16 protein-coding genes are annotated in these 24,888 nt (G+C 50.4%); 3 read left to right on the forward strand and 13 right to left on the reverse strand.

The genetic code is table 11. The features are described from left to right. Positions 1-81 precede the first annotated feature (81 nt). The gene (locus tag BMX82_RS03315) at positions 82-3,102 is read left to right on the forward strand and encodes a SusC/RagA family TonB-linked outer membrane protein (protein ID WP_036913276.1); all 3,021 of its coding nucleotides are present in this window, start codon (positions 82-84) and stop codon (positions 3,100-3,102) included. Positions 3,103-3,121: 19 nt separating this feature from the next. Next, the gene (locus BMX82_RS03320; protein ID WP_091766259.1) at positions 3,122-5,218 is read left to right on the forward strand and encodes a RagB/SusD family nutrient uptake outer membrane protein; all 2,097 of its coding nucleotides are present in this window, start codon (positions 3,122-3,124) and stop codon (positions 5,216-5,218) included. A 277-nt stretch (positions 5,219-5,495) separates the two neighbouring features. Here BMX82_RS03320 and xyl3A read toward each other — a convergent pair whose 3' ends face one another. Further along, positions 5,496-8,078, reverse strand: a complete 2,583-nt coding sequence (gene xyl3A, locus BMX82_RS03325; RefSeq protein ID WP_091766036.1) for a xylan 1,4-beta-xylosidase — start codon at positions 8,076-8,078, stop codon at positions 5,496-5,498. A 216-nt stretch (positions 8,079-8,294) separates the two neighbouring features. Here xyl3A and BMX82_RS03335 point away from each other — a divergent pair, with 216 nt between their 5' ends. Then, positions 8,295-9,638, forward strand: a complete 1,344-nt coding sequence (locus BMX82_RS03335; RefSeq protein WP_091766042.1) for a histidine-type phosphatase — start codon at positions 8,295-8,297, stop codon at positions 9,636-9,638. On the opposite strand, the gene BMX82_RS03340 is transcribed toward BMX82_RS03335, so the two are convergent. From BMX82_RS03340 to BMX82_RS03395, 12 genes are all read right to left on the reverse strand, one after another. Then, complete coding sequence (locus tag BMX82_RS03340; protein ID WP_091766045.1) at positions 9,628-11,022, reverse strand: glycoside hydrolase family 88/105 protein; 1,395 nt, start codon at positions 11,020-11,022, stop codon at positions 9,628-9,630. The two genes, BMX82_RS03335 and BMX82_RS03340, sit on opposite strands and share 11 nt — an antisense overlap. Before the next feature lie 7 nt (positions 11,023-11,029). Then, positions 11,030-12,925, reverse strand: coding sequence for a rhamnogalacturonan lyase (locus BMX82_RS03345; RefSeq protein ID WP_410524400.1), 1,896 nt, complete (start codon positions 12,923-12,925; stop codon positions 11,030-11,032). 224 nt (positions 12,926-13,149) lie between these two features. Further along, complete coding sequence (locus BMX82_RS03350) at positions 13,150-14,553, reverse strand: glycoside hydrolase family 57 protein (protein WP_091766048.1); 1,404 nt, start codon at positions 14,551-14,553, stop codon at positions 13,150-13,152. A gap of 36 nt (positions 14,554-14,589) precedes the next feature. Continuing rightward, positions 14,590-15,861, reverse strand: a complete 1,272-nt coding sequence (locus BMX82_RS03355) for a glycosyltransferase family 4 protein (protein ID WP_036913290.1) — start codon at positions 15,859-15,861, stop codon at positions 14,590-14,592. A 12-nt stretch (positions 15,862-15,873) separates the two neighbouring features. Further along, entirely contained in the window at positions 15,874-17,823 is a 1,950-nt protein-coding gene (locus BMX82_RS03360; RefSeq protein ID WP_091766051.1) for a glycogen debranching enzyme N-terminal domain-containing protein, read from the reverse strand. A gap of 148 nt (positions 17,824-17,971) precedes the next feature. Then, positions 17,972-18,907, reverse strand: coding sequence for a diacylglycerol/lipid kinase family protein (locus BMX82_RS03365; RefSeq protein ID WP_036913294.1), 936 nt, complete (start codon positions 18,905-18,907; stop codon positions 17,972-17,974). Then, positions 18,898-19,812, reverse strand: coding sequence for a tRNA (adenosine(37)-N6)-dimethylallyltransferase MiaA (miaA, locus tag BMX82_RS03370; RefSeq protein WP_177172008.1), 915 nt, complete (start codon positions 19,810-19,812; stop codon positions 18,898-18,900). Before miaA ends, BMX82_RS03365 begins: the two co-directional genes overlap by 10 nt. Positions 19,813-19,891: 79 nt before the next feature. Continuing rightward, the gene (locus tag BMX82_RS03375; RefSeq protein WP_091766054.1) at positions 19,892-20,302 is read right to left on the reverse strand and encodes a hypothetical protein; all 411 of its coding nucleotides are present in this window, start codon (positions 20,300-20,302) and stop codon (positions 19,892-19,894) included. Positions 20,303-20,322: 20 nt separating this feature from the next. Further along, positions 20,323-21,360, reverse strand: a complete 1,038-nt coding sequence (locus BMX82_RS03380) for an AAA family ATPase (protein ID WP_081911148.1) — start codon at positions 21,358-21,360, stop codon at positions 20,323-20,325. Positions 21,361-21,403: 43 nt separating this feature from the next. After that, positions 21,404-22,981: a YARHG domain-containing protein gene (locus BMX82_RS03385; protein ID WP_091766057.1), complete on the reverse strand. Its 1,578-nt coding sequence runs from the start codon at positions 22,979-22,981 to the stop codon at positions 21,404-21,406. Positions 22,982-22,996: 15 nt separating this feature from the next. After that, positions 22,997-24,421: a TMEM43 family protein gene (locus BMX82_RS03390; protein ID WP_091766060.1), complete on the reverse strand. Its 1,425-nt coding sequence runs from the start codon at positions 24,419-24,421 to the stop codon at positions 22,997-22,999. Between the two features lie 46 nt (positions 24,422-24,467). Next, complete coding sequence (locus tag BMX82_RS03395) at positions 24,468-24,887, reverse strand: bactofilin family protein (RefSeq protein ID WP_143058301.1); 420 nt, start codon at positions 24,885-24,887, stop codon at positions 24,468-24,470. Between the last annotated feature and the right edge of the window lies 1 nt (position 24,888).

A 24,888-nucleotide genomic window follows, 5' to 3' on the forward strand; every position in this document is an offset into this window, starting at 1 on the left:
AGCCAATATATGAAATCTAGAATTATAAACTTAAAATATCTCTTTTAATAATTTATTTATCTATAACTAAAACTAACGTGTATGAATCATCAAATCAAAAGAGCCTCTATGGCTTTGCTTTTGTCTGTGTTCTGCTTCGTAGCTTACGCTCAGAAGTCAGTCACGGGTACAGTGAAGGATGCTACAGGTGAGCCCATGATTGGTGTAAGTATTCTCGTAGACGGCACTACCATCGGCGCAGTGACCGACTTCGACGGTAACTTCACTATCAAGGACGTTCCTGAGAAGAGTGTCCTGAAGATCTCTTACATCGGTTACAAGGATCAGAAGATCGACGTGGCTGGTAAGAGCAGTATCAATGTAACCATGCAGGAAGACGCTGCAGCCCTCGATGAGATCGTGGTTGTGGGTTACGGTACGATGAAGAAGAAGGACCTGACGGGTTCGGTTTCAAGTGTGAAGACCGAAGACCTGGCTAAGGTTGCCGGTGCCAATGCCCTGGCTGCCATGCAAGCTAAGGTTCCTGGCGTAGACCTTCAGCAGAGTAACGGCGGTCAGGCCGGTGAAGGCGTGAGCATGACGCTCCGTGGTAACCGTTCACTGCTGGCAGGTAACGGGCCATTGGTTATCGTCGACGGTGTGGAGTACGGCTCTACTCTTGACATCCCCGCCAGCGACATCGAGTCGATGGACATCCTGAAGGATGCCGCCTCTACCGCTATCTACGGTACCAAGGGTGCCAACGGTGTTATCCTGATTACCACCAAGCGCGGTTCTGCTGGCCGCACCAAGGTCAGCTTTAACGGCTATCTGTCGTTCAACAGTGCTACCGGTATCGTGAAGCCCATGTATGGCGACAAGGAGGTGCAGCGTCTCATCGACAAAAAGAACTACGAGGATGCTGCAGCTAACGGCTGGAACTTCACCAACTCGGCTACTGCTGCCGACGTGCTGACCTTCAACCTCGAAGACGGTACACCGACACTTGACATCTACAACAACAAGAGCTATACCGACTGGCTCGACATGGTGCTCGACAGCAGTGTTTCGCAGAACTACGAGGTATCGGTTCAGGGTGGTAACGAGAAGACGAACTTCAACATCTCTCTGGCTGCCATGGACGACAAAGGTCTGCTGAAGGGCGATGAGTACAACCGCTACACAGGTCGTGTGAACATCGACCACCAGATAAATAAGATCGTAAAGGTAGGTGCCAGCCTCTCTTATGCTTACAAGAGCAACGACAAGATGGCCGGCGGCGTATTCAACCAGGCACAGAAGATGACCACCATCACCCACGCCTACCTCAACGACGGCAGCATCAACGCGACACCTAACCCCTGGTATGCCGCCCACTGTTCGCCGCTGCTCAACGACGATGGCGCCTACCAGCGTAACATCGAGAGCAGCCGCTTCTTCGGCAGCGCTTATCTGCAGCTGAACCCCATCAAGGGCATGACGCTGAAGTCGCAGTTCACCGCCGACCGCAGCACCTCTCGCGACGGTCAGTATCAGGACTATCACAGCCAGGTTCGTTATCAGAGCCCTACAACGACCTATATCAGCAATGACCGCAGCACCGGAACGAAATATGTATGGCAGAACACCGCCAACTACAACAAGGAGATTGGCAAGCACGACTTCACCGTTCTGCTCGGTCATGAGATGTCGCAGTATGTTTCGGAGACCAGCAGCATCAGCGGTGACGCTGGTTCTGAGAGCTATAAGAAGAGTGCTTTCTACGATGTGAGCAAAATTGGCACTCCTACTGTTTCTACCAGCTACGTAAAGAGCTCTATGCTGTCATTCTTCGGACGTGTGAACTACTCGTTCGACGGTAAGTACCTGCTGCAGGCATCAGTACGTGCCGATGGTAGCTCAGTACTCGCCGAGGGTCACAAATGGGGTTACTTCCCCTCTGTATCTGCCGGCTGGCGCCTCTCAGAGGAGAGCTTCATGGCAGGCACCAAGTCTTGGCTCGACAACCTGAAGTTCCGCGTATCATGGGGTCTCTCTGGTAACTCCGCCATCTCGGCCTATCAGACACTGGCAACCATCTCTTCTATCGTTCCCAACTCTACCGACAAGGCACCCATGACCATGGCTAACCCCGATCTGACATGGGAAAAGACCGCCGCTCTGGACTTCGGTCTCGACTTCGCCATCCTGAACGGTCGCGTTTATGGTAGCATCGACTACTACAACAGCAATACCTACGACCTGCTGTACTACAAGACCGCACCTCCCTCATCGGTATTCACCAGCACCATCTCTAACGTCGGTAAGACCAAGGGCAGCGGTATCGAGATTTCTCTAGGTGCCGTACCCGTTAAGACCAAGGACTTCACCTGGGACCTGACAGCATCAGCAACATTTGCCAAGGACGAGGTAAAGGAACTGGCCGACGGTATCGAGCAGTTTGTCGATGGTATCAACATCCTGAAGGTTGGCGAACCTGTATCAGCATACTATGCATACGACATGGACGGCTGCTGGGGTATCGGCGAGTTCGACCAGTATCTGGCTGCTCACCCCGGTTTCGAGAAGCCACAGGCTGACTACGGCGATCCCGGTACACCGAAGGTTGTCGACACCAACGGCGACAACAAGATCGACGACGCCGACAAGATTGTCTACAACCGCTCACCGAAGGCTATTCTCGGTCTGGGAACCACCCTTACCTATAAGGATTTCTCACTGAGCATTCAGACCATGGCCCGTCTGGGTGGCTACCTGAGCTACAGCGGCTACGGTCTCTACCTCTACGACAACGCAAACTGGGGCGACCTGAGCTATTGGACTCCCGACAATCAGGGTGCCGACATACCTTCTCCTGGATGCGCAGGTGCTACACCAACCTTCTACAAGAGCGCCATCCAGATTCAGAAGGGCGACTACTTCAAGATCAAGGACATCACCCTGAGCTACAATCTGCCGAAGAATATCGTGAAGAAGGCATTCATCAGTAATGCACGTATCTACTGTTCTCTGAAGAACTACTTCACCTTCAGTCACTTCGACAACTACGACCCTGAGCGTGGCGGTGCTGTAAACTTCCCGCTGATGAAGCAGGCTGTAGTAGGTCTTAACGTAACTTTCTAATCTTATAATGAATATCGATATGAAAAAGATATTAAGCATGTTATTTGCTGCCACAGCCATTGGCTTCGGCGCAACCTCCTGCTCAGACTTCCTGGAGGAGGACAACAAGACTGGTGAGACTGCCGACCTGGCGTACAACACCATATCGGGTATCGACGGACTGATTCAGTCAGCTTACACCTACACACACGGCTGGTGGGGTAAGGAACCGTCACTCGGACTGTCTGAGATGGGCAGCGACCTGTTCTATTTCGGTTACGACAACAAGCAGAAGTCCATGCTGAAGTATGACATCTCTGCAGAGGCACTTGGCAGCAACGTGGCCGACAACCCCTGTCTCGACGAATACTGGGAGATGTTCTATGCCGGTGTCGACGTATGTAACAACGCCCTGAAGTATGTGCCCGAGTGCAGCGTGATTGACGACAACAAGAAGGCAGCCTACCTGGCTGATGCCTACTTCCTCCGTGCGCTCTACTACTCACAGATGGTAGCTCTGTGGGGTCCGATTCCCTATAACTCAGAGCCAGTGAACAGCATCAACAACACACCTGTACGTGTGCCGGAGGCTGAGGTATATGCCAATATCCTCGCCGACCTGAAGCTCTCGATGGAGAACTATAAGAAGGCCAACGTCATGACTGCCAAGGCAGCCACCGGTACCGGTCGCGCCTACTACTATTCTGCCGAGGCGCTCTATGCCCGTGTAGCACTCTACGCTGCTTCATGGCTGGGACAGAGCCAGTACTACAACGAGGCCCTGACTGCCGCTACCGATGTTATCAACAACTCGGGTGCCAAGTTCTACAGCCGCTACAGCGACACCTGGAACATGAATAACGAGGAGGCTACCGTTAACACAGAGAACCTCTTTGCCGTTCACTATTCAAACGACCTCTCAGCAGGTCGCGACAACTGCGTGCCCTATCGCTACTCTGGCGGTGGTACAGGTCAGTACAACTCGCTCATCACCCGTACAGGCTATGGCCGTCAGGGTGGTAGCGCCACTCACCTGATGTTCCCTTCACTGTGGAACAACGGATGTGACGACATCGGTCCTAACGGACAGACAGACAAGTCGATCTTTTTCCGTATGGCTGCCGGTAAGACCACCATCAAGAGTAAGATGACAGGCGAGAACATTGAGTGCGGCAAATACTACTCTCCCTACGGACGCGGATTCACCCGTTACCTGCCCTCACTCTACTTCTGGCAGCTGCTGGAGAGCGTGAAGGAGACCGACCAGCGCTACAACGGTACACTGCTTACCAGCTACCGCATTCCTTACGAGCTGTCGCAGAACGCTGCAAACTACCCAAAGATGGGTGAACAGGAGTTCAAGGACTACGAAGAGGCTTACAAGGAAGACGGCAACTATTTCAACGGTGGTGGTATCGCCATCCTCTACAGCATCCTCGACGGTGACTCTGAGGAAGGTAAGGCCCTCCAGGCAGAGGCTAAGGACAAGTACCGTCTGCAGTTTGCATTCGGTGGCGACATCCCCGTCTATACCACTGGCGATCCTAAGACCGCTCTGCCCACCGAGGGTGGCAAGGCTGTTTCGGATGTATATGGCGACGCCCGCTACAAGAGTGAGAAGATCGAAGGCCGCCGTTCATACCCCTGCATCAAGAAGTACCTCGACGACCAGTACAATGCCAACTATCCCACTCACGACCTGAGCTATCGCGACATCATGGTGCTCCGTCTGGCAGAGATGTACCTCATCAAGGCTGAGGCCGAGCTCGCTACCGGCGGCAACGCTCTGGCTACGATCAACGAGCTGCGCAAGGCCCGTGCCATCAGTGGCAAGGACAACACCATCAGCGGCACCGTCGACATCGAGACTATCCTGAAGGAGCGCGCCCTCGAGCTCTGCGGTGAGTACCAGCGCTGGTTCGACCTGAAGCGTACCCACACGCTCATCAGCCACGTGAAGGCTTACAACGCACAGGCTTCTGGCAACATCGACGTGAAGCACTACTACCGTCCTATTCCTCTCAACGAGCTGGAGGCTGTAACCAACCGTGCTTCAGTATCTGTTGCTCAGGATGCAAACGGCGTACTGCAATACACTTCTACAGCAGAAGGTATGTGGCAGAACCCAGGCTATTAATCCTACAGATTAAGATAAGCTGAATAAAAAAGGTGCGTTCCATTTCAGGGACGCACCTTTCTTTTCCATGCCCTACTTCGGGCAATGATATTTTTCCTCAGACACTCACTGTAAAGCTACGGTTCACAGCTGTGGATGTCGCCTACATTCAAGAAGTCCTTGTAGGCAGGATATTCAGAACCGCTATAACCGCTGACCACCAGCACATGATATTCAGGTCTTTCAGCAGTTTATTGATTCTGCTATGACGTTATTGTTATCGTCAGCACCAAGTTGATTACCTGATGCTGACAACAATCTTCTTCTGGTCTCTGTCGTCGCTGGAGTTGCCAACCATGAGCTCATACTTACCAGGAACGACCCGCATGGTGTTGGTCTTGACATCCCAACCCTCGAAGCAACTACGGGGCAGATCGATGGTGACATTCTTCGACTCTCCAGGCTTAAGAGACACCTGCTGATAGGCACGGAGCGTCTTCAGCGGACCTTCCTTGTCGGACAGATTGCGGATATAAACCTGAACAGTCTCAAGCCCCTCCTTGTCTCCCGTATTTCTCACGTTCACGCGCAGCTTCTGACTGTTATACGAGGGCTTACCTATCTCAAACCGCGTGTAGCTCAGTCCGAAGCCAAAGGGGAAGAGGGCCTCACCCTGATAATAGCGGTAAGTGCGGTTCTTCATCGTATAATCGAGGAAATCGGGCAGTTCGTCGGTATTCTTATAAAAGGTCACAGGCAGTTTGCCGCTGGGGTTATAGTCGCCATAGAGCACTTCTGCCAAAGCCGTTCCACCTTGTTCGCCGCCATACCATGCCTGGATAATGGCATCGCACGATTCGAGTTCGGGTGTGAGCGCCATTGCCGAGCCAGAGCAATTGACGAAGACAACCTTTTTCCCTGCCTGATGAAGCATGGCCAACGTCTCGCGCTGAGCCTTAGGCAGTTCGATACTGGTGCGGTCGCCTCCCTTGAAGCCTTCTTCGTTGACACGCATCTCCTCGCCTTCGAGTTTGGGCGAGATACCGCCAACAAAGACAACCGTCTCTGTGTCGCCAATCTGTGCCAGCAGTTCCTGATGGGTAGGTGCCACCTTATGCTGGATATCGAAGCCGAGGAACGCAAAACCGCCCTCCTGCACATAGTCTATCTGTACGCGGTAGTGCTGTCCTGCCTTTACCGCCATCTCCTTCTGAGCACCCTGGATGCGCTGACGCACCTGCCAGATGTTCACAAGTGTATCGCCATTCACGATGAGGCGCACCTTGTCGTCGCCATTGATGCTGAAGATGACCGTCTCGTCTCTTGTGGGTATGAAGGTGGCATCCAGACGGGCAGAGAAATTCTCAAGGTTCACACCAGGCGCAAACACAGTGTTACCGCCATTGCTCAGCATGATGGGCGACGTGAAGTTAGCCGTGGCAGCTGGTGCTCCCTGCATCTCTGTATTATTATAATAGGTGGCCTGCATGCCTTTACCACCAAGGGGTGATTTCAATTCGCCAAACCTGCTCTCAAAGACCTCATTACGAGTCAGTCCGCATCCACTGATGAACTCGGCCTGTGGTGCCAGAGCCTGAATGCCTTCGAGGGCAGTAACGGTGCGAGTGGCGAAACCGGAGTAGTTGCCCCACTGCATCACACTGTCGACGGCATTAGCACCGAGCACAACAACCTTTGCGCTTTTCCGGAGAGGCAGCACGTTGTTTCTGTTCTGTAACAATACGATGCTCTTACGGGCCATATCGAGCGCCAGTTGCTTATGGGCATCACAAGCCACGACACTCTCAGGAATCTTCGTCCACGGGTTCAAGTCATCACTGTCGAGATCACCCAGTTCGATACGGGCAATCAGCAGGCGGCGCAGACTTCTGTCGAGATCGGCCTCCTTGATATCACCACGGCGCACGGCCTCGGGCAGATTCTTATATTCCGAACCGCACTCCACATCAGTTCCAGCCAAGACGGCCTGAGCAGAGGCTTCTGCCTGATCCTTGGCCGTGTTATGCCATTTAGGCAGGAAATCCCGAATGGCACCACAGTCGCTCGTGATCAGTCCGTCGAAGCCCCATTCGTCGCGCAGGATCTGCTGTTCATAACGGGTCTGCGAACAGCAGGGCTGTCCGTCTATACGCTGATAGGCACACATCACCTCAGCCACCTTACCCTCCTGCACCAACGCCTTAAAGGCAGGAAGATAGGTCTCCCAGAGATCGCGCTCGGGCAGATTCTCCACATTGAACTCATGGCGGTTCCACTCCGGACCACTATGTACGGCGAAATGCTTGGCACAGGCCAGCAGTTTGCGATACTTGCTGATACCGAGGTCCTCACCGTTATAGCCTACCCCTTGCAGACCGCGCACCACAGCCAGTCCCATCTTCGATGTCAGATAAGGGTCTTCACCATAGGTCTCCTGTCCACGTCCCCAACGGGGATCACGGAAGATATTGATATTCGGTGTCCAGAACGACAGGCTCTGATAGCGTTGGATGTCGCCGCTACGCTTAGCCTGTTGGGCTTTTACACGGGCCTCGTCGCTCACAGCCGTAAACACTTGGTGAAGCAGGGCGTCATCCCACGAAGCAGCCATACCCATTGTGATGGGGAAAACGGTGGCGAAGCCATTGCGGCCGATGCCATGGAGCGCCTCGTTCCACCATTGGAACTGCGGGATGCCCAGTCGTTCGATGGCGGGAGATGTGTCCATCATCAGACTGACTTTTTCGTCAAGGGTCAGTCTGCCTAACAGATCGTCGGCACGCTGGGAAGCAGTAAGACTTACATTCTGATAAGGAAGCATCTGGGCATGAAGGCCTGCCGCCAAACCAAGGCAGCACAGCAAGGAGAGTAGTTTGTTCATATTCGACTTTGTTTTGATAATCTTGAAATTCTTGTTTTTGTTATTTCTGCGACAAAGTTACGAAAAGTCGAGAGCAAAACAAAGGAACTCGTTCCTTTTTTTGCCGAGACGGAGTAATTTCGCCATCTTTGATGGCAAAGTTACGAAAAAAAAAGAAGAAACATACCATATTCTATTTTTTTTCATATCTTTGTGGTCAGAAACATCTAAGGACCAATGAAACAAAAAAGACAATGGATACTGGCTGCCATCCTGACTTTATGGTGCAGCAGCGCAACAGAGACTTGGGCTCAGTTGCAAAGAACAGAGGATTTTCATAGTCGCTACACGCTGACAGAAGCGGTGGTACTGAGTCGTCACAACATACGATCTCCACTGTCGGGGCCCGAATCGGCACTTGGCAGAATCACACCCCACGAATGGTTCGACTGGTCATCGGCACCAAGCGAACTGTCGCTACGAGGCGGCGTGCTGGAGACGATGATGGGACAGTACTTCCGCAAATGGCTCGTGGACGAGGGATTGATGAAAGAGAACGAGACACCAGCCGAAGGGACCATACGTTTCTATGCCAACTCCATGCAGCGCACCATCGCCACAGCACAGTACTTCTCGTCGGGCATGCTGCCCGTGGCCAACATCGCCATCGAGCACCATTACGATGTGGGGACGATGGACCCTGTTTTTACACCACAATTGACTACCGTGAGCGATGACTATCGTGAGCGAGCACTACAACAGATTGCCGAGCTTTTCGGCAATGGCGAGATGGCAGGTATTGGACAGAAGATGAGTGCCAGCTACGCGCTACTGGAGCAGGTGCTCGACATCAGTCGGAGTATGGCCTGCCAGCAGGGTGACACCTGCAACTTCAAGACCGACGACACGGTAGTGAAACTGGAACTGAACAAAGAGCCTGGCATGACGGGCGGACTGAAGCTGGCGTGCTCGGCTGCCGACGCTTTAGTATTGCAATACTATGAAGAGCCCGACAAACAGAAGGCAGCCTTCGGAGAAAACCTGAATGAAGAAGACTGGAAGAAGCTGGCCTCTATTCTGAGCAGGTATGGCGAGGTATTGTTTACCGCTCCCCTGATAGCCGTCAACGCGGCTCATCCGCTCTTACAGGAGATGCTGACCGAGCTGCAGACTGAGGGGCGCCACTTTACGTTTCTCTGCGGTCACGACTCCAACATCGCCAGTGTGCTGGCTGCCTTAGGCGTGAGTGACTATGAGCTGAAAGGGGCCATAGAACAGAAGACACCCATAGGATGTAAACTCGTTGTGGAGAAATGGCTCGGAACCGACGGCAAGGAATATGCAGCCCTGAACCTCTGCTATCAGAGTGTAGACCAACTGCGGCAGCTTCAGTTGCTGACACTAGAGAACCCACCTGCTGTGTACAGTCTGCGACTGGAGGGACTAACCGCCAATGACGACGGACTCTATCTGCTGTCTGACCTGAAGAAACGACTTCAGGAGCGGATAGACGAATACGACTCGCTGACAACGGGCATAACCACTACACGCCAAGAAGTGGCATCGCCGATTAAAACCTGAGACTGCCGTCGTAATTGAAGATAGACTTATCGGTATCTACCTCCTGATCGTAGAAATGAACGGCACTGTCGTTCATCTTAGGATGCTGGGTCTGAATCAACTTGATGATCTCGGCTCCAGCCCAGAGGGTCGGACCATAACCATGAGCAGCCATCACGTGAACAGGACGATAGGCGTAGAAGGCTGCATCGAAAGCCATGCCTGTACCTACACATACATTCTCTACCTGTCCATTCTCATTGACAGAAGCATTCACCGCCTGCCAGCCAAGAAGCGCTACTGGTCCGAAGGCCTTGGCATCGAGCCAGCCTTGATTAACAGCATGAGCCAAGCAATAGGTATAGATGGCTGTAGCAGAGGCTTCAAGATAGGTATCACTGCGGTTGAGCAACTGATGCCAATAGCCGTCATGATGCTGGAGTGCTGCCAGAGAGGTGGCGTGAGCCTTGAGCAGTCTCAGGATGTCAGCACGCTGGGGATGGTTCTGCGGCAACACGTCGAGCACCTCACACATCGTCAGGATGGCCCAACCGTTGGCACGTCCCCAGAAAAAGGCGGGATGAGGATCCATCGACTCCACCCAACCATGACGGAACAGTCCCTTCTCGGGAACCCACATACGACTGGCAAACTGAAGCACCTGACGGGCAGCCTCATCGTAATACCCACCGTCGCCAGTGAGACGCCCCATATAAGCCACGGTAGGAATACCCATAAACATATCGTCGAGCCACACGGTATTCTTCTGTGGACGGAGGCGGGCAAAGGTGCCATCGCTCAAACGATACTCTTTGTTCATGATATAGTCGGCATAATTGTCGATGAGTGGGCGCAGAGGCTGTTTGGCATCCCTGAGCAACGACTTGATCATGGAACAGCATACGGCTCCTGCGTCGTCGAGGGCATGCGGATCGATGACCCTGCGGATATTCACATCAATGGTCTTATGCTTGGCATACACCTCCTGGGCTACAGGAAAAAGAGATGCCAACAGCTGGTGGCGACGGGTGACATAAGCGAGATAAGTCTCGTCGCCCGTAGCGTCGTAAGCTGCCAGCACACCAGAGTAGGTGACGCCCCACTCATAGCTGGTAAGGCGGAAGCCGCCCTGCTTCAGTTGGGTATCAGCATCGAAATCCTTCAGACTCACCTCTCTGCCCGTTGACTTATCTACCAGCAGAGCCGGGGTCTCTGCATCGATATAGCGGAGTACACGGTCCATGGTCTGTTTCACGCTCTCGGCCGTCGGAATACCATAGCCCAACTTGTAAGCGGGCTTCATGAGATGGAGCGGTGTGTTGTTATCGTTGATCTGCGCTCTTCCAGACAAGGTGAAAAGAGTAAAAAGACAAAAGAGCGAAGGGAATATGATTCTTGTTCTCATAACGTTTTTATTTCAGGAATGGATTAACGGTATTGTCAGGCCCCAGATAGAAACCGGGTTCTGAGGGTTGGTTATACCCTACGTTCTGAGCTGCCACTGAGAGACGATAGGGAATGTCCTGCATCAGGCAGTTGATGCGGTAGTCGGTAGGGATGGGCGATACAAAGATACGCAGTTCACTGCTGTCAGGCGTGCGTGCTATCACCTCCTCACGCCAGTCGCCCAGGATATCAGCCGACAGGCATGGATTCGACTTGGTGCCGTTGTTGAACACCACACCAGGGAATCTCACTACATCGATGATAGCATGATTGGTCCAGTCGTACTTCGAAACGGTTTCGCGGTCGAGCAGTTCACGCAACAAGTCACCATCCCACCAGATGCCAAAGTTGACCGAGAGGTGGCGCCCGTTGAGTATGAGATGCTGCTGGTGCTGGGGATCGTCGGGGTCTTGTGCTGAATAGATGACTTCGCCCTTGATATTACGGATGCCATGACTGTCACTGCTCCACATCTCAAGTCCAGGATTAGCAGGATCGATATCAGCTGCCATACAACGGCCTACATCGCTCTTCGAAGGTACCTGGAAAATCACCTTACCTGTGGCGGCATCGCGGAGATCTGAGCCGTCGCGACGGTTCTCATGACAATCCCACACCTGAAGGCGTGTGCTCCGGGGGTCAAAGGCCATCAGATGGATGGCATCACCATGCCCCATGCCTGTGTTATAGAGTCCACGGCCATCATGATCGACAGCCATCGAGCCGTAGGTAATCTCGTCACAGCCATCACCATCGACATCGGCCACACGCAGGTTATGATTTCCTTGTCCTGCATAGCTGGCCCACTCAGGATTGTCGGTATCGAACACCCAGTGCTGACGAAGTTCATGTCCATCCCAATCCCAAGCCGCAATCACAGTACGGGTGTAGTAGCCTCGGCAGAAGATGGCAGAGGCATGTCTGCCATCGAGGTAGCCCACGCCAGCCAGCATACGGTCGGAGCGGTTGGCATAGCTGTCGCCCCAGTCCATCAGATTGCCACGCTCAGGGATATAGGGTTTGGAGTCCATCACCTCGCCAGTGAGTCCGTTGAACACACTAATGAATTCCGGACCTGCAAGGATGCGGCCTGTCATGGGTCGTTCCTGACGATTATACTTACCCCACTCCTTCTCGGGTGTGGGATTCTGAGCATCGGGCTGCGGACGATAGCGATAGTCGGCAAGGCTATCACCTATGACACGGCCCTTTGAGTCGCGGGTGCCGTCAGCAGTACGGACAATAAACTCTGCGCACCCGTCGCCATCAAGGTCATATATAATAAAAGGTACGTAGTGGGCACCACTACGAATGTTGATTCCCATATCGATACGCCAAAGCAGTGTGCCGTCAAGACGATAGCAATCGAAAAGCGTAGGACCAGTAAAGCCATCGTGAGCATTGTCGTGAGCGTTGGTGGGGTCCCACTTCAGGATAATCTCATATGCTCCGTCGCCATCGACATCAGCCACCGAGGCATCGTTGGCAGTATAACTATAAGAACGCCCGTCAGGGGTTACGCCGTCAGCAGGTTTCTGAAGTTTCACAGGAAGATAGTCTTCGGGGGCATCGGCTGCTAGGACGTACTTTCCTTTTCTGCCACCTCCTCGCACCTCATAGACGGCACCACCACTCAAAGGCTGCTCATCGATGAAGAAGGTACCACCCTTCGTCAATGGACTCTTGTTGAGTTTCTGACCGTTACGGTATACGTCGTATGGCTCTCCTACCCTATCCGACATCAGCGTTCGCCAACTGAGAATGACCTTTCCCTTTTGGGGAATGGCAACGACACCACGATCGAGATGTTCGATATTCATCTTCGTTAAGTTGTAATGGGGGCCTTCACTTCCACAAGGCATCTCATTCTTGCTGGCACAACCGGAAATCATCCCCGATAGCATTGCGCCCAGCACAATCTGCTGTATCTTCATATCTAATTCAGTAGTTTATGCGTGCAAAGTTAGTCATTCCCGACTAATAATAACCATATTATTTGATATTCCAACCCTATTTTCTGATAAAACAAAAGCCAGTCCACATTCTGTTAAGCGGACTGGCTTGCTTATAGTCTGTATAGGAATGACTACTTCTTTTCCCCAGCCTTCTTGGTAGCAGTCTTCTTGGCTAAAGCCTTCTTGACTGCCGGCTTCTTCTCGGCTGGTTTCTTCTCGGCCTTAGCAGGCTTTGAACTCTCAAGTTTCTCTAAACGAGCCTTGAGACGAGTAATCTCCTTGTCCTTCATCTCAATCTCATCACCCTGGTTCTTGATGGTGGTGAGCAGACTCTCGAGCTCATCATTATCAATATCGAGCGGATAAAGTGCATTCACCCTGTTGATGAAGTCGCCCAGGATATTCATATAGTTGGTGAAAGCATCGAACGGGCCGCTATAGATACCACGGTCAAGACCAACGTTAGAAGGCTTGGTGGTCATGAAGCGGAAATTGTTGCTTGCCTGCAGGTAATCCCAGTCCTGATTGATACGGGGGTCATCGGCAATACGCAGGCGATCGGCTACGCTATAAAGTTTATTAAATGCCTCGTGCTGCATAGCGTTACCAAGCCAGGAACTGACATCGCGCTCTTCATCGACCCACGACAGCGTATCGGGCACATCAAGCTGACTGACGCTCTTGCAGGCCTTGCAAATCTCAGTAGGCGTCATGAAGTTGATACCTTTTGCCTTGGCGCAGGCAGGCAGTGCACGGATAAAGTCGAGAATGTTGGAACTAAGCGGCTGGGCAATACCCAGGGCAGACAGTTCCATGAAGATATTAATGATCTGCTCTTCTTCAGGCATTCTGGCAATACGATCGATATAAGCGTCAGCAAAGAGAGGATAGCCATCCCACTCTGAGTTGTTAAAGCGCAGAGAGATATCATCACTCAACTCAATATCACGCAGCAACAACTTGAGGTTGGGAGCCTGATTGCAGTGATACAGATAATGAGGCGACTTCCAGCCCAACACATGTTTGGCACCTTCGGTGAGCATGCCCTTAAAGCCCAAGGCTGCAATCTGAGCACCGATATCATCGCTGTAGATGAGCGAAGAGTTGCGAGCTACGGTTGGCTTCCTGCCAAAGAGTTCTTCAATCTTGGCAGCCTGCTTCTTCACATCGAGCGCAAAAGTCTCGGGGTTGGCCAGTGAAGACAGACCATGGCTGTAAGGCTCGGCCAGGAACTCCACACAACCCGTATCGTTCATCTCCTGCAGTTTCTCAATCACCTGCGGGGCATGCAGTTCCAACTGTTCGATGCCAGTACCCGACAGAGAGAATGCCACCTTGAAGAACTTACCATTCTCCTTGATCATGTCATGGAGGGTATTGAGGGCTGGCATATAGCTACGCTCGGCAATGTCGGTGATGCTACGCTCGTTCTCGTAATCGTCGTAGTAATAATGATCGGTACCGATATCGAAGAAACGGTAGCGCTTCAGATGAATAATCTGATGTATCTCGAAATATAAACAAATCGTTTTCATATCTTTTACTTTTTTACCTTTTTACTTTTTTACCTTTTATTCTTCCCATCCCAAAGTCCTTCTATAGAGCGTGCGTATCCAGCGCCCCACCTTCTCCCACGTTATCTGATCGACCTCGTTCTTACCCTCCTCCTTGAGATACTGGAAGAGCGACTCGTTGTGGCAGATAGAATAAATGGCATCGGCAAGCGCGTGGATGTCCCAGTAGTCAACCTTGATACAGTTGTCGAGAATTTCAGCACAGCCCGACTGCTTTGAAATGATAGTAGGCGTTCCGCACTGCATAGCCTCCAATGGCGAGATACCAAACGGTTCGCTTACAGAAGGCATAACATATACATCAGAGTCTTTCAGGCACTCGTAAACCTGTCGGCCACGCATGAAGCCCGGGAAATGGAAGCGATCGGCAATGCCACGCTCAGCGGCAAGCTGTATCATGGCATCCATCATATCGCCAGAGCCCGCCATACAGAAACGCACGTTACGGGTACGGTGAAGCACCATCGTGGCAGCCTCAACAAAGTACTCGGGTCCTTTCTGCATGGTAATACGGCCTAAGAAGGTAACCACCTTTTCCTTACCAGTATGGTCAGGACGGGGAATATCCTGGTATTCCTGCGGCAGCGGGTATACGGCATTATGAACCGTATAGCACTTACGAGGATCCTGATGATACTGGTTGATAACCGTCTGACGTGTCAGCTCCGACACACACATGATACAGTCGGCCCAGTCCATGCCGTTCTTCTCTATCGAGTAAACTGTGGGGTTAACTTTACCACGGCTGCGATCGAAATCAGTAGCATGAACATGAATGCAGAGCGGCTTTCCGCTCACCTGCTTGGCATGGATACCGGCAGGGAAGGTGAGCCAGTCGTGAGCATGGATGATATCGAACTCCTCAGCGCGAGCCACCTGACCAGCGATAATAGAGTAGTTATTGATCTCCTCGTGCAAATTGCCAGGATAGCCCCCGGCAAACTCCATAGCACCGAGGTCGTTCACATTCATATAATTGAAATCGGCATAGATATGTTCACGAAGTTTGAAATAGTAATCAGGATCCATAATGTTACCTACACGCTGCTTCACATAGTCGTAACTGACATCGCGATAAGCTATGGGCACAGCATTCATGGCTACGATACGACAGGCATGCTGACTTTCATCGCCGAAGGGATGAGGCAGACACAGCACCGTCTCTATATCGCCCTGAGCTTTCAGTCCTTCGGAAATACCGTAATTAGCTGTGGCGAGTCCACCGAACACATGAGGAGGATACTCCCATCCAAACATTAATACTTTCATAGTCTATCCTCCTTATTTTTGATATGAATACTTATCCATGAGCTGTAATGTACGGAGAATCTCTGCAACGTTCATAGCAAACGACATGGCACCGCGCCCGTTGAATGGCGGGTTACCATCGAACAGCTCAGAAATAGTTCCAATAGCATGATAATCCATCTCGTCCTCATAACCCACCAGCTGACGCTCGATGAAGCTGAGACGACTGCGCTTGTAAAGCTTCAGACAGGCTTCCATATAAAAGCCTCCCAGCCAAGGCCAGGCAGTGCCCTGATGGTAAGCGTAGTCACGCTGCGTCTGCGGCCCAACATAAATGGGGTTATAGCCACCGCTTTTCGGTGAGAGCGAGCGCAGTCCCTTTGGTGTCAGCAGTTCACGTGTACATATATCCACCACACTCTTCATCTGCTGCTGGTTCAGCGGCGAATAGTCGAGCGCTACGGCAAAGATCATGTTCGGACGTACACTCCAGTCCATCATATTTCCATCTACATAGTCGAGCAGATATCCATATTCGTTAACGAACGTATCAACAAACGAAGCCTTCACCTTGGCAGCAATGGCCTCAACTTTCTCAGCACCTTTGACATCGCCTTTCTCCGCTGCCATTGAAGCGCAGAACTTCAGCGTGTTATACCAAAGGGCATTGAACTCTACGATATAGCCAGAACGGGGAACAACAGGCCTCCCGTTAGCTGTTGAGTTCATCCAAGTGACAGCCTTATCACGACCATTAGAGTAAAGCAGGCCATTCTCGTCAAGGCGAAGGTTAGGATGCTTACCATCCAGAATGAAACGTACAATGTCCTGAAGCAGTTTGCCATACATCTCAAAACACTTGTCGCGACCTACCTCCTTAGCATACTGCTGCATGGCCCAGACAGCCCAAAGGGGCACATCGGGCTGCTCCACCTCATACAACTTTCCTGTAACGGGTTTCTCGTCCATAAACTCACGAAGCGCCTTCTCTGCGGTCTTCATAACCTTCTCGAAATAATCGACCTCACCAATAGAGAGCGTCAATCCCGGAAGAGCAATGAATGTATCGCGAGCACGCGACTTGAACCAAGGATAGCCAGCCAACAAGTAACGGTCGTTGTTCTTCTCACGCTTATGGAACTGATGAGCGGCAGTAACCAGACAATGATAGAAGTTATCACGAGGCACACGCTCGCCAACCTCTTCATCAAACAGAGCCTTCAGGCTCGAAGTCTTTATCTGCGAAGTCGATCCGGAGAAAATGATACTCTCGCCTTTCTCGATTGGCATTTCAAAGTAGCCCGGTACGTAGAGGTCCTCATTAGAAGCATAACCACGTTCCTGCTCCTTGGGATATTCCACGCCACGATACCAGTCGGGCTGGAATATGAACTCGTTTTTCTTTGAGAACTGCATGTAAAGGTCAGGGTATCCGGCATACATACAAGTCTTGATGCCATTGTCGACCTGACTGAACTCACGGCTGGCCGTGTTGTTTTCATGAGTAAACTGGCGAACGGAACGGAACGCCAAGAAAGGACGGAACCTCAAGGTTGTGGCAGAATGAGCCTCTACCAATGTATAACGGATGAGAATACGGTCTTCATAATGCTGGAAAATCACTTCCTTCTTCAGCACTACGCCACCGACACGATAGGTTGTCGTAGGTACAGTCGTGGCATCAAACTCACGAATGTACTTGTGTCCATTAGGACTGAAGTTATTGCCTTGATACTTATGCAGCCCCAGGTTGAATGCTGCTCCATGCTGGATGACCGTACAGTCGAGCGAGGACAAGAGCACATGGTTATCATCGTCGAGTTCCGGTACAGGTACAACCAGCAGACCATGATACTTACGCGTATTACAGTCAACCAGCGTTGAACTGCTATAAGCGCCAGATCGGTTGGTCCTAAGGAACTCACGACGAAGACTCTCCTGCAGGTTTGTCATCACGGCTTTTTCTAATCGTAAATAACTCATAGTTCCTGTAAAGGTATTTTAATAATAGTAATACATTAGTCTTTAATTCCCCAAAGGTAGGTATTTTCAAGCAAGTGGCAAAGGAATTCCCGATATTTAACAAATATTTAAGCAAAAGCTGGCAAGTTTCAGTAACTTGCCAGCTTTTTTATGCGGGAATCAGGAAATTAATCACTTCCAATTCAACATTGACACTGAAGGCTCCTACAGGTGTTTTCATCAGTCGTCCATCAACGCCAACCATGGCATGTTTAGCCGACTCCACCAATACTTCTTTCGTGCGGTAGGGGTGCACACTGCGGTGATTCAGGAACCTGCCAGTCACCAAGAGCCATAGTCCTTCAATAAGCTGAACCACCTCTGGGTGATAGACCACCGAGACATCAAGCATGCCATTATAAGGTACGGCATTAGGTGTCTGACCATACCCAAGACCACTACCAATACAAACGGTCATCACCTTACGGTCGATTACATCGCTATTGATCTTCAGTTTCATCTTATACTCCATACGATGGAAGAGCATGACAAACAGTGACGAAACAAAAGACAAGGTACGCGAACCAAACAGGCGACGGGTCTGACGGCGCAGATTCATGATATCAGCCGTCATACCGATATTGACGCAGTTAAGGAAATAGCGATGACACCGCTCTCCACGGGCATTAGAGTAACGGATACAGCCCAGATCGACCTTGCGCACTCTGTGCTGGACAAGCCAATCAACGGTCTGTTCAACCTTATACTCATCGAATTCCCAGAAACGTGCAAAGTCATTCATCACGCCATTGGGAATAACACCTAGAGCAATACTGTCTCTAACAGCCTTTTCTTCCATCATCAGACAGTTTACGGCATCGTTCAGCGCAGAGTCGCCTCCAACAATGACAATGGTTTTGTAGCCATTAGATATCATCATCTTCATCAGACGTTCCACACTATTACTCGTCTCGCTCTGCACAAAGTCATAATTAACCCCGCGCTCATCGAGCACTTTCTGGATTTTCTCCCAACGTTTACGTTTGTTGGTGGCACCTGCCTTTGGACAATACAAGATGCCCCACTTTCCTGTTTCTACTGCCATAATTGCCTAATACTATTTATCTTTTCCTCCATCGGGAGGGTCGCGTCTATCCAATGAATCACAAAGCCCCGTCGCTCCATTCCCCTGAACCACGTCATCTGACGTTTGGCAAACTGGTGGATAGCAATCTCCAGACGGGTAAACATCTCATCATAAGTGGACTGCCCTGTCAGATACTCCGTCACAAACTTATATTCCAGTCCGTAATAAATCAAGTTTTCTGCAGGAATACCCTCATTGAGCAAGGCCTTGACTTCATCAACCATACCGTTCTCCAAACGAGACTTCAGGCGACGGGTGATCTTCTCACGCCGCAGTTCACGATCGATATCAATACCGATAATCAGCGAATCCACTGACGGTAATTCACGCCGAGGCGTAGGATGCTCCAGATTGTAAGTCTCTATCTCAATGGCACGAATGGCACGCTGACACGAGTCCACATCGGTCTTGTTATGCATATTAGAACCGCTCTGCGCCTTCAGACCTACAAGCATCTCAGTAAGTTCGCCCAGCGACTTGCCTTCCAACCTATCGCGAAGTTCCTGGTTCTGAGGAACAGGCGACAGCTTATAACCTTTCAGTACGGCTTCGATATAAAGTCCTGTACCTCCACAGAGAATAGGCACTGTACCTCGGTGCCGTATTGCTTCATAGACATCGAAGAAATCCTGCTGATATTCAAAAAGATTATATTTCGTACCCGGCTCACGGATATCTATCAGATGGTAAGGAATCGGCTGACCGTCAACGACATAGTCTTCCAAGTCCTTTCCTGTTCCGATATCCATCCGACGATATACCTGACGAGAGTCGGCCGAGATAACCTCGCCACCAATCTCTGCTGCCAAGTGAGCTGCGACAGGCGTCTTTCCTGAAGCAGTGGGTCCAAGTATCGTTATCATCTTCTGCATATCGTTTGCAAAGATACATAAAAAAAGCCGTCCGACAAAATCAGACAGCCAGTTTTTTGATATTATATCCTTATTTACTTCCTGCTATGAATTCATTACCATTCCATGTCATACGCTTCTCAATCTTTCCAGCAGGTACGTAGAAGGTGTAGGCAATGGTCTTTCCCCGACGAGGCAGACTATGCGTCGTAGCAAATGTGCCAGGAGGAGCATCGAACTCCAGACCTAAATCCACAGCAGAAGCCACTCTCATCTTACGGGTGGTATTGTCGTATTTATAAAATGTAACACCAGTATACTGTCCGGCAATGGCTTGTCCGTTCTGGTAATAGTCATTAGAAACAGCCACCAGCTTGTGCTTTCTATCGGCATAATTCCAATAGCAGCACTCAATGACCATTCTGTTTTCCCCCATCTCAGATTCTTCGAAACCCACATAACCATTCTGCGTATCAACAATCAGCAGGATGTTTCTTTTCATACACCTTAAATTATATAATATTAATTTTGTCCTATGCGTGACCTGACAGAGAAGCCACCCTTCAGATCCTCGACAGTCAGTTCCACCAGCTGTTTCTTGCTAAGGTTCGATTCGCCTGCCAAGCGGTTAGCCTGCTGCTGAATGCTCTTTTCAAACACATTACGGGCAAAACGGGCATTACCGAAATTTCGGTCTTTATGAGCCACGACATCATTGAACTGTTCCTTAAGAAAAGCTTCGGCACCATCGGCCAGGACATACTGATTCTTCTTCATATACATCTTGAAGATTTCAGTCAGTTCTCCACCAGAATAGTCAGGGAAATCGATATAGCGATTGAAGCGCGACTGAAGTCCGGGATTAGAGTCGATAAAACGCTTCATCTCATCCTTATAGCCGGCAATAATCACCACCAGTCGGTCACGATAGTCTTCCATACGTTTCAACAGCGTTGAAATAGCCTCCTGACCATAGTCGTTGCTGTTGCCTCCTTCAGGAACAAGTGAATATGCCTCATCGATAAAGAGTACTCCATCAAGAGCCTGACGAATGACCGTATCCGTCTTAAGTGCCGTCTGTCCCATATACTTAGCCACCAATCCGCCACGGTCGGTCTCTACCGTATGTCCCTTCTTTAACACACCAAGATCTTTGTAGATACGTCCCACGATACGGGCCACAGTGGTCTTACCAGTACCTGGCGATCCATAAAACACGAGATGATAAGACACCTTGGCAGTTTTCAGTCCCTGTGCCTCACGCTGTTTCTGCAGTTTCACGAAGTTGGCCAGTGAGCGCACTTCTTTCTTCACATCACCCAAGCCAATGAGTTCGTCGAGTTCGGCATAAGGATCACCTTCCAACGGTTCATTTACGACGACGGAGTCATTCTTCTCCACCTGTTCTGTCTGTTGCACGGATTCATTAGCTGTATCTTTCTGCTCTTCGTCATCAACAAAGATACCGACAACGATCAACAGCACAACGAAACCTATACTCAGACAGCCACAGCCCTTGAGCGTTTTACCCATCATCTCCTTAAAGTCATTTATATCCATGCCAAAAGAATATCTTTATTTTCTACCTTACGTTATTCTGGAATTATCTGGGGCCGACATCTCGGGGCTTAATACTCGTGTCGAGCGGATTATCCACAAATTTAGTTTTCCCCTGCAATTGCTCAGATATGTCGATGCTGCCAAGATTCTGTATGGGGTGATATATCTCACATCTCATCAGATAGAAGGTATTATCGAGATCAAAAAGAGGTGCATCGCCCCAATTTGCGAAGAAGCGGCAGTCAGAGAACGACAGTCCCTCGTTGCCCCATCCTTCGACGAGTGCAAACTCACGGTTGTTAAAGAAGTCACAATCGGAAAACCTGACAGCCATGCAACTGCGCAGCTGCATGATACCATAGGTACAATCATGGACGTTAGAGTTAAGCATTGCGAAATCAGTGGTTTCCATGAGGTCGAGTCCGTATGTCCCACAGCCATACAAGTCGCAATCCTTCACCACGTTCTGTCGTCCGCCATTCACGCCGATAACACCTCCGGAGCAATAGCCGCCTTCTGTATGGCCGATGGTGAGGTTCTGCACCTCACAGTGGTCACAGTTTATGAAATAAAGACAATAAGAATAGCGGGGGTCTACCTCTATACTTGAATTCTTTCCACCTCTGATAATAAGATTACTCATATTGACAAGAGCCAGCTGCTGTCCGTCAAACACACTCTCACTCACTACCAGAGGGCTCTTACTGACAATCGCTGAGGCATCAGCAGTCCAGCGCCTTCCAACGCGACCATTAAACTCTTCTTCGTTCTCAAGAATACGAGAGAGGTTCAGGTGCACATTGTCAGCAATCTGCACGATATGGTTCGATCGCAGATTAGCAATAAAACCGGCTTCATTGTAGACCACACTGACCTCCTCACCATCGAGCTCGTCAGGACCACGCCCATCATCGGCAAGTCCGCCAGGAAAGTCCTCTGGCTTGGGGAAATAGCCACGCTCTTCATCAGGTACCCGCTCCTCGCTCTTGATAAGCTGAATGTTCAATTGTTCAATGATATTAAGCCGAATGTCTTTATTGTTACTACCTGGCTTATACCAAGGCTGGGCACCAAAATGCTCCTGAAGGTCCTTCGACTGGAACTTCCAGCCATGACGGGCAAGAATCTCGTTGCGCATCAACCGTAACTCTTCCTTAGAGAATCGGGCCAGATAAGTTGTGTTCAGCAGACAATTGGCAAGCTGCTCACTCACTGGTTGCTGCTCCATATATCGTTCAAAAGCGAGACTATTCTCCAGATTATCAGGCGTCAACGTCATCTCCCACACTGCGTCGCCCTTGAGATTACGCACGACGAGAAAGTACATACCCTCCTGACGGATATACTGCACCCTCCAGCCAACCTTAGCACGAAGAGCCTCAGCCTCCTCATCAGTACCAGTGAGAATATACTCACCAGACTTGTCGGCAACCTTTGTCAGATGGAATACGAATCCACCCTCATGATTACTTACGCCATTCATCGTGACACTGTTACCCACCACTTTTGCGGTAAAGAGTACAGCACCGTCAAACCACTTGCTGTTATTCAGAATGGTCTGTGCCTGAGCGCCACAGAGGACGCACAGACACAATACCATTGATAATACTATCTTCTTCATAAACGTTATTCTGATTTACACTTCTGTCACAGAAGCTGTTGCCGAACCTTTCTGTTTAGCCTTAGCGGCCAGCTCCTTCAGTTTATCCTTGCCTTTAAAGGCAAATACCCAGATGAGGAAACCTGCCAGAGCCAGGAGAGTGATGCCAAGCAGAGGACGATAGAACAGCCATGCGATGGCAATGATAATAAGACTCCATGCGATACCAATAACCGTGCATACAATACCAATGCCCCAACCAAAGATATTCGCGATAAAAGGAACCACCTTGAGAATCGTCGAGAGGAAGCCAAAGATGCCCTTCAATCCGCCAATCACCATCAGGATGCCAACCAAACGGAATATCCAGAGCAGGGCATTGTTCGACTCTTTAGCTGCGTCGATAATCTCATCACCGCTCTTTTTTCCCATCACCAGTGTTTGGAAACGCTTACCGTTCTTGGCTTTGAACGGCTTGAAGCTGTCGCCATCTACCACAGCCATCACAGTCACCTTGGCAGGTACCACCTTCTCGAATGTCACGCGAACGTCACCAACCTCAGGAGAACCTGGCACACGACCATAGTAAAGCACATTTCCTGCCTGATGGATATACGCCAGATCTTTTTTGTTTTCGGCATTAGCCATCAGACTGTCTGTAACAGCCTTGATAGAGTCGTTATATGCCTGAATAGAATCAATCACCGCCTTGGCTGAATCAGAGAGCAAAGCCCTGACGGAATCGGGGATAAGCAACTGCTGAACAGGCTGTTGCTGTTGAACAGGTTGCTGTTTCTTGACGACGCCATAGAAGCGCTCATAGGCTGTCTGAGCAGCCTTATCAAACTGCTTCAGCAGATCCTCGCTGATGGCCAGTTCCATACCTTCGTCCGAAGATATCTGGTGAATCAGGCTCTCACTCAGCTTATAGGCGCCAAACGATACATTCTCGGCATACTGTTCAGCATCCTCAACAGTAGTGAGCACCATATTCTTCTTCTGATAGGCAGGATCCTTGAACTGACTCGAGTCAATAGGACGCCTCACCCACTCCTTTGAATATGTATAGGTTGTTGTGGTTACTTCCTTACCACCCAGTTTGTCTTCACTCTTCTCCTGGGCATGCTCTACCCACTGGTAGTATTCCACTGTACGATGCATGGCTATCGCCTTGGCACCAATGCCAAACTGAGCATCGATAAGCGAGTCTTCCGTAGTAGCCATCGCCGTACCACAGATCAATTCCCCTTCCAGCGATGCGTCTTTCTTGTTAGGATTCTCCATTTCCACGTAGGCATTCCCTGCCTCGTTAAGCATCTTCTCTGTTTTCACGGCACGTCCTTCGTTCCACCACAATAATGCCGTTCCAAGTACGAATAACAGCAGGCCACTGCCAATAGCCCTGAACGAATTGCCCACACGAGTACCATACCCAGTAGTAGATGTTTCTGTATAAGCCATAATTTTAATGTATTAAGTTAATATGATCAAATGTCAATGAATACAGCTATAGTTTGAAGAATCCGAAGAAATACATCACGGCCACGCGACGCTTATTGGTCATCTGCTCTACCTTACCGATAATAGAACCATTCTTTCGGATATCGCCGTTATTCTCAACCTTTCCGACAATGGAACCACCAAGACGGATATCACCATTCGACTCTACTCTACCGATGATAGAGCCGCGCTTGCGGATGTCGCCATTGTTCTCAATCCTGCCTTCGATGGAGCCGCCAACACGGATATCACCATTTGACTCGAACCGGCCCACGATGGAACCATTAAGGCGCACGTCACCATTCGACTCAATCTTACCTACCACACTGCCACCCTTGCGAAGCGTGTCGCCCATCACGTTGACATTCACTGCTATTAGTAAAGCAACGGCCATAGCCAGTCTCAAAAAGTTACTTTGTTTTTTCATC

The organism is Prevotella sp. khp7 (assembly GCF_900109055.1).
Taxonomy (GTDB): domain Bacteria; phylum Bacteroidota; class Bacteroidia; order Bacteroidales; family Bacteroidaceae; genus Prevotella.

What these genes read in the sequence shown, in the direction of transcription:
- xyl3A (WP_091766036.1), bottom strand. Translation starts at nt 8,078, where the DNA reads ATGAACAAACTACTCTCCTTGCTGTGCTGCCTTGGTTTGGCGGCAGGC.
- BMX82_RS03340 (WP_091766045.1), bottom strand. Translation starts at nt 11,022, where the DNA reads ATGAGAACAAGAATCATATTCCCTTCGCTCTTTTGTCTTTTTACTCTT.
- BMX82_RS03335 (WP_091766042.1), top strand. Translation starts at nt 8,295, where the DNA reads ATGAAACAAAAAAGACAATGGATACTGGCTGCCATCCTGACTTTATGG.
- BMX82_RS03380 (WP_081911148.1), bottom strand. Translation starts at nt 21,360, where the DNA reads ATGGATATAAATGACTTTAAGGAGATGATGGGTAAAACGCTCAAGGGC.
- miaA (WP_177172008.1), bottom strand. Translation starts at nt 19,812, where the DNA reads ATGATAACGATACTTGGACCCACTGCTTCAGGAAAGACGCCTGTCGCA.
- BMX82_RS03315 (WP_036913276.1), top strand. Translation starts at nt 82, where the DNA reads ATGAATCATCAAATCAAAAGAGCCTCTATGGCTTTGCTTTTGTCTGTG.
- BMX82_RS03385 (WP_091766057.1), bottom strand. Translation starts at nt 22,981, where the DNA reads ATGAAGAAGATAGTATTATCAATGGTATTGTGTCTGTGCGTCCTCTGT.
- BMX82_RS03350 (WP_091766048.1), bottom strand. Translation starts at nt 14,553, where the DNA reads ATGAAAACGATTTGTTTATATTTCGAGATACATCAGATTATTCATCTG.
- BMX82_RS03390 (WP_091766060.1), bottom strand. Translation starts at nt 24,421, where the DNA reads ATGGCTTATACAGAAACATCTACTACTGGGTATGGTACTCGTGTGGGC.
- BMX82_RS03365 (WP_036913294.1), bottom strand. Translation starts at nt 18,907, where the DNA reads ATGGCAGTAGAAACAGGAAAGTGGGGCATCTTGTATTGTCCAAAGGCA.
- BMX82_RS03345 (WP_410524400.1), bottom strand. Translation starts at nt 12,925, where the DNA reads ATGCCTTGTGGAAGTGAAGGCCCCCATTACAACTTAACGAAGATGAAT.
- BMX82_RS03395 (WP_143058301.1), bottom strand. Translation starts at nt 24,887, where the DNA reads ATGAAAAAACAAAGTAACTTTTTGAGACTGGCTATGGCCGTTGCTTTA.
- BMX82_RS03355 (WP_036913290.1), bottom strand. Translation starts at nt 15,861, where the DNA reads ATGAAAGTATTAATGTTTGGATGGGAGTATCCTCCTCATGTGTTCGGT.
- BMX82_RS03360 (WP_091766051.1), bottom strand. Translation starts at nt 17,823, where the DNA reads ATGAGTTATTTACGATTAGAAAAAGCCGTGATGACAAACCTGCAGGAG.
- BMX82_RS03320 (WP_091766259.1), top strand. Translation starts at nt 3,122, where the DNA reads ATGAAAAAGATATTAAGCATGTTATTTGCTGCCACAGCCATTGGCTTC.
- BMX82_RS03375 (WP_091766054.1), bottom strand. Translation starts at nt 20,302, where the DNA reads ATGAAAAGAAACATCCTGCTGATTGTTGATACGCAGAATGGTTATGTG.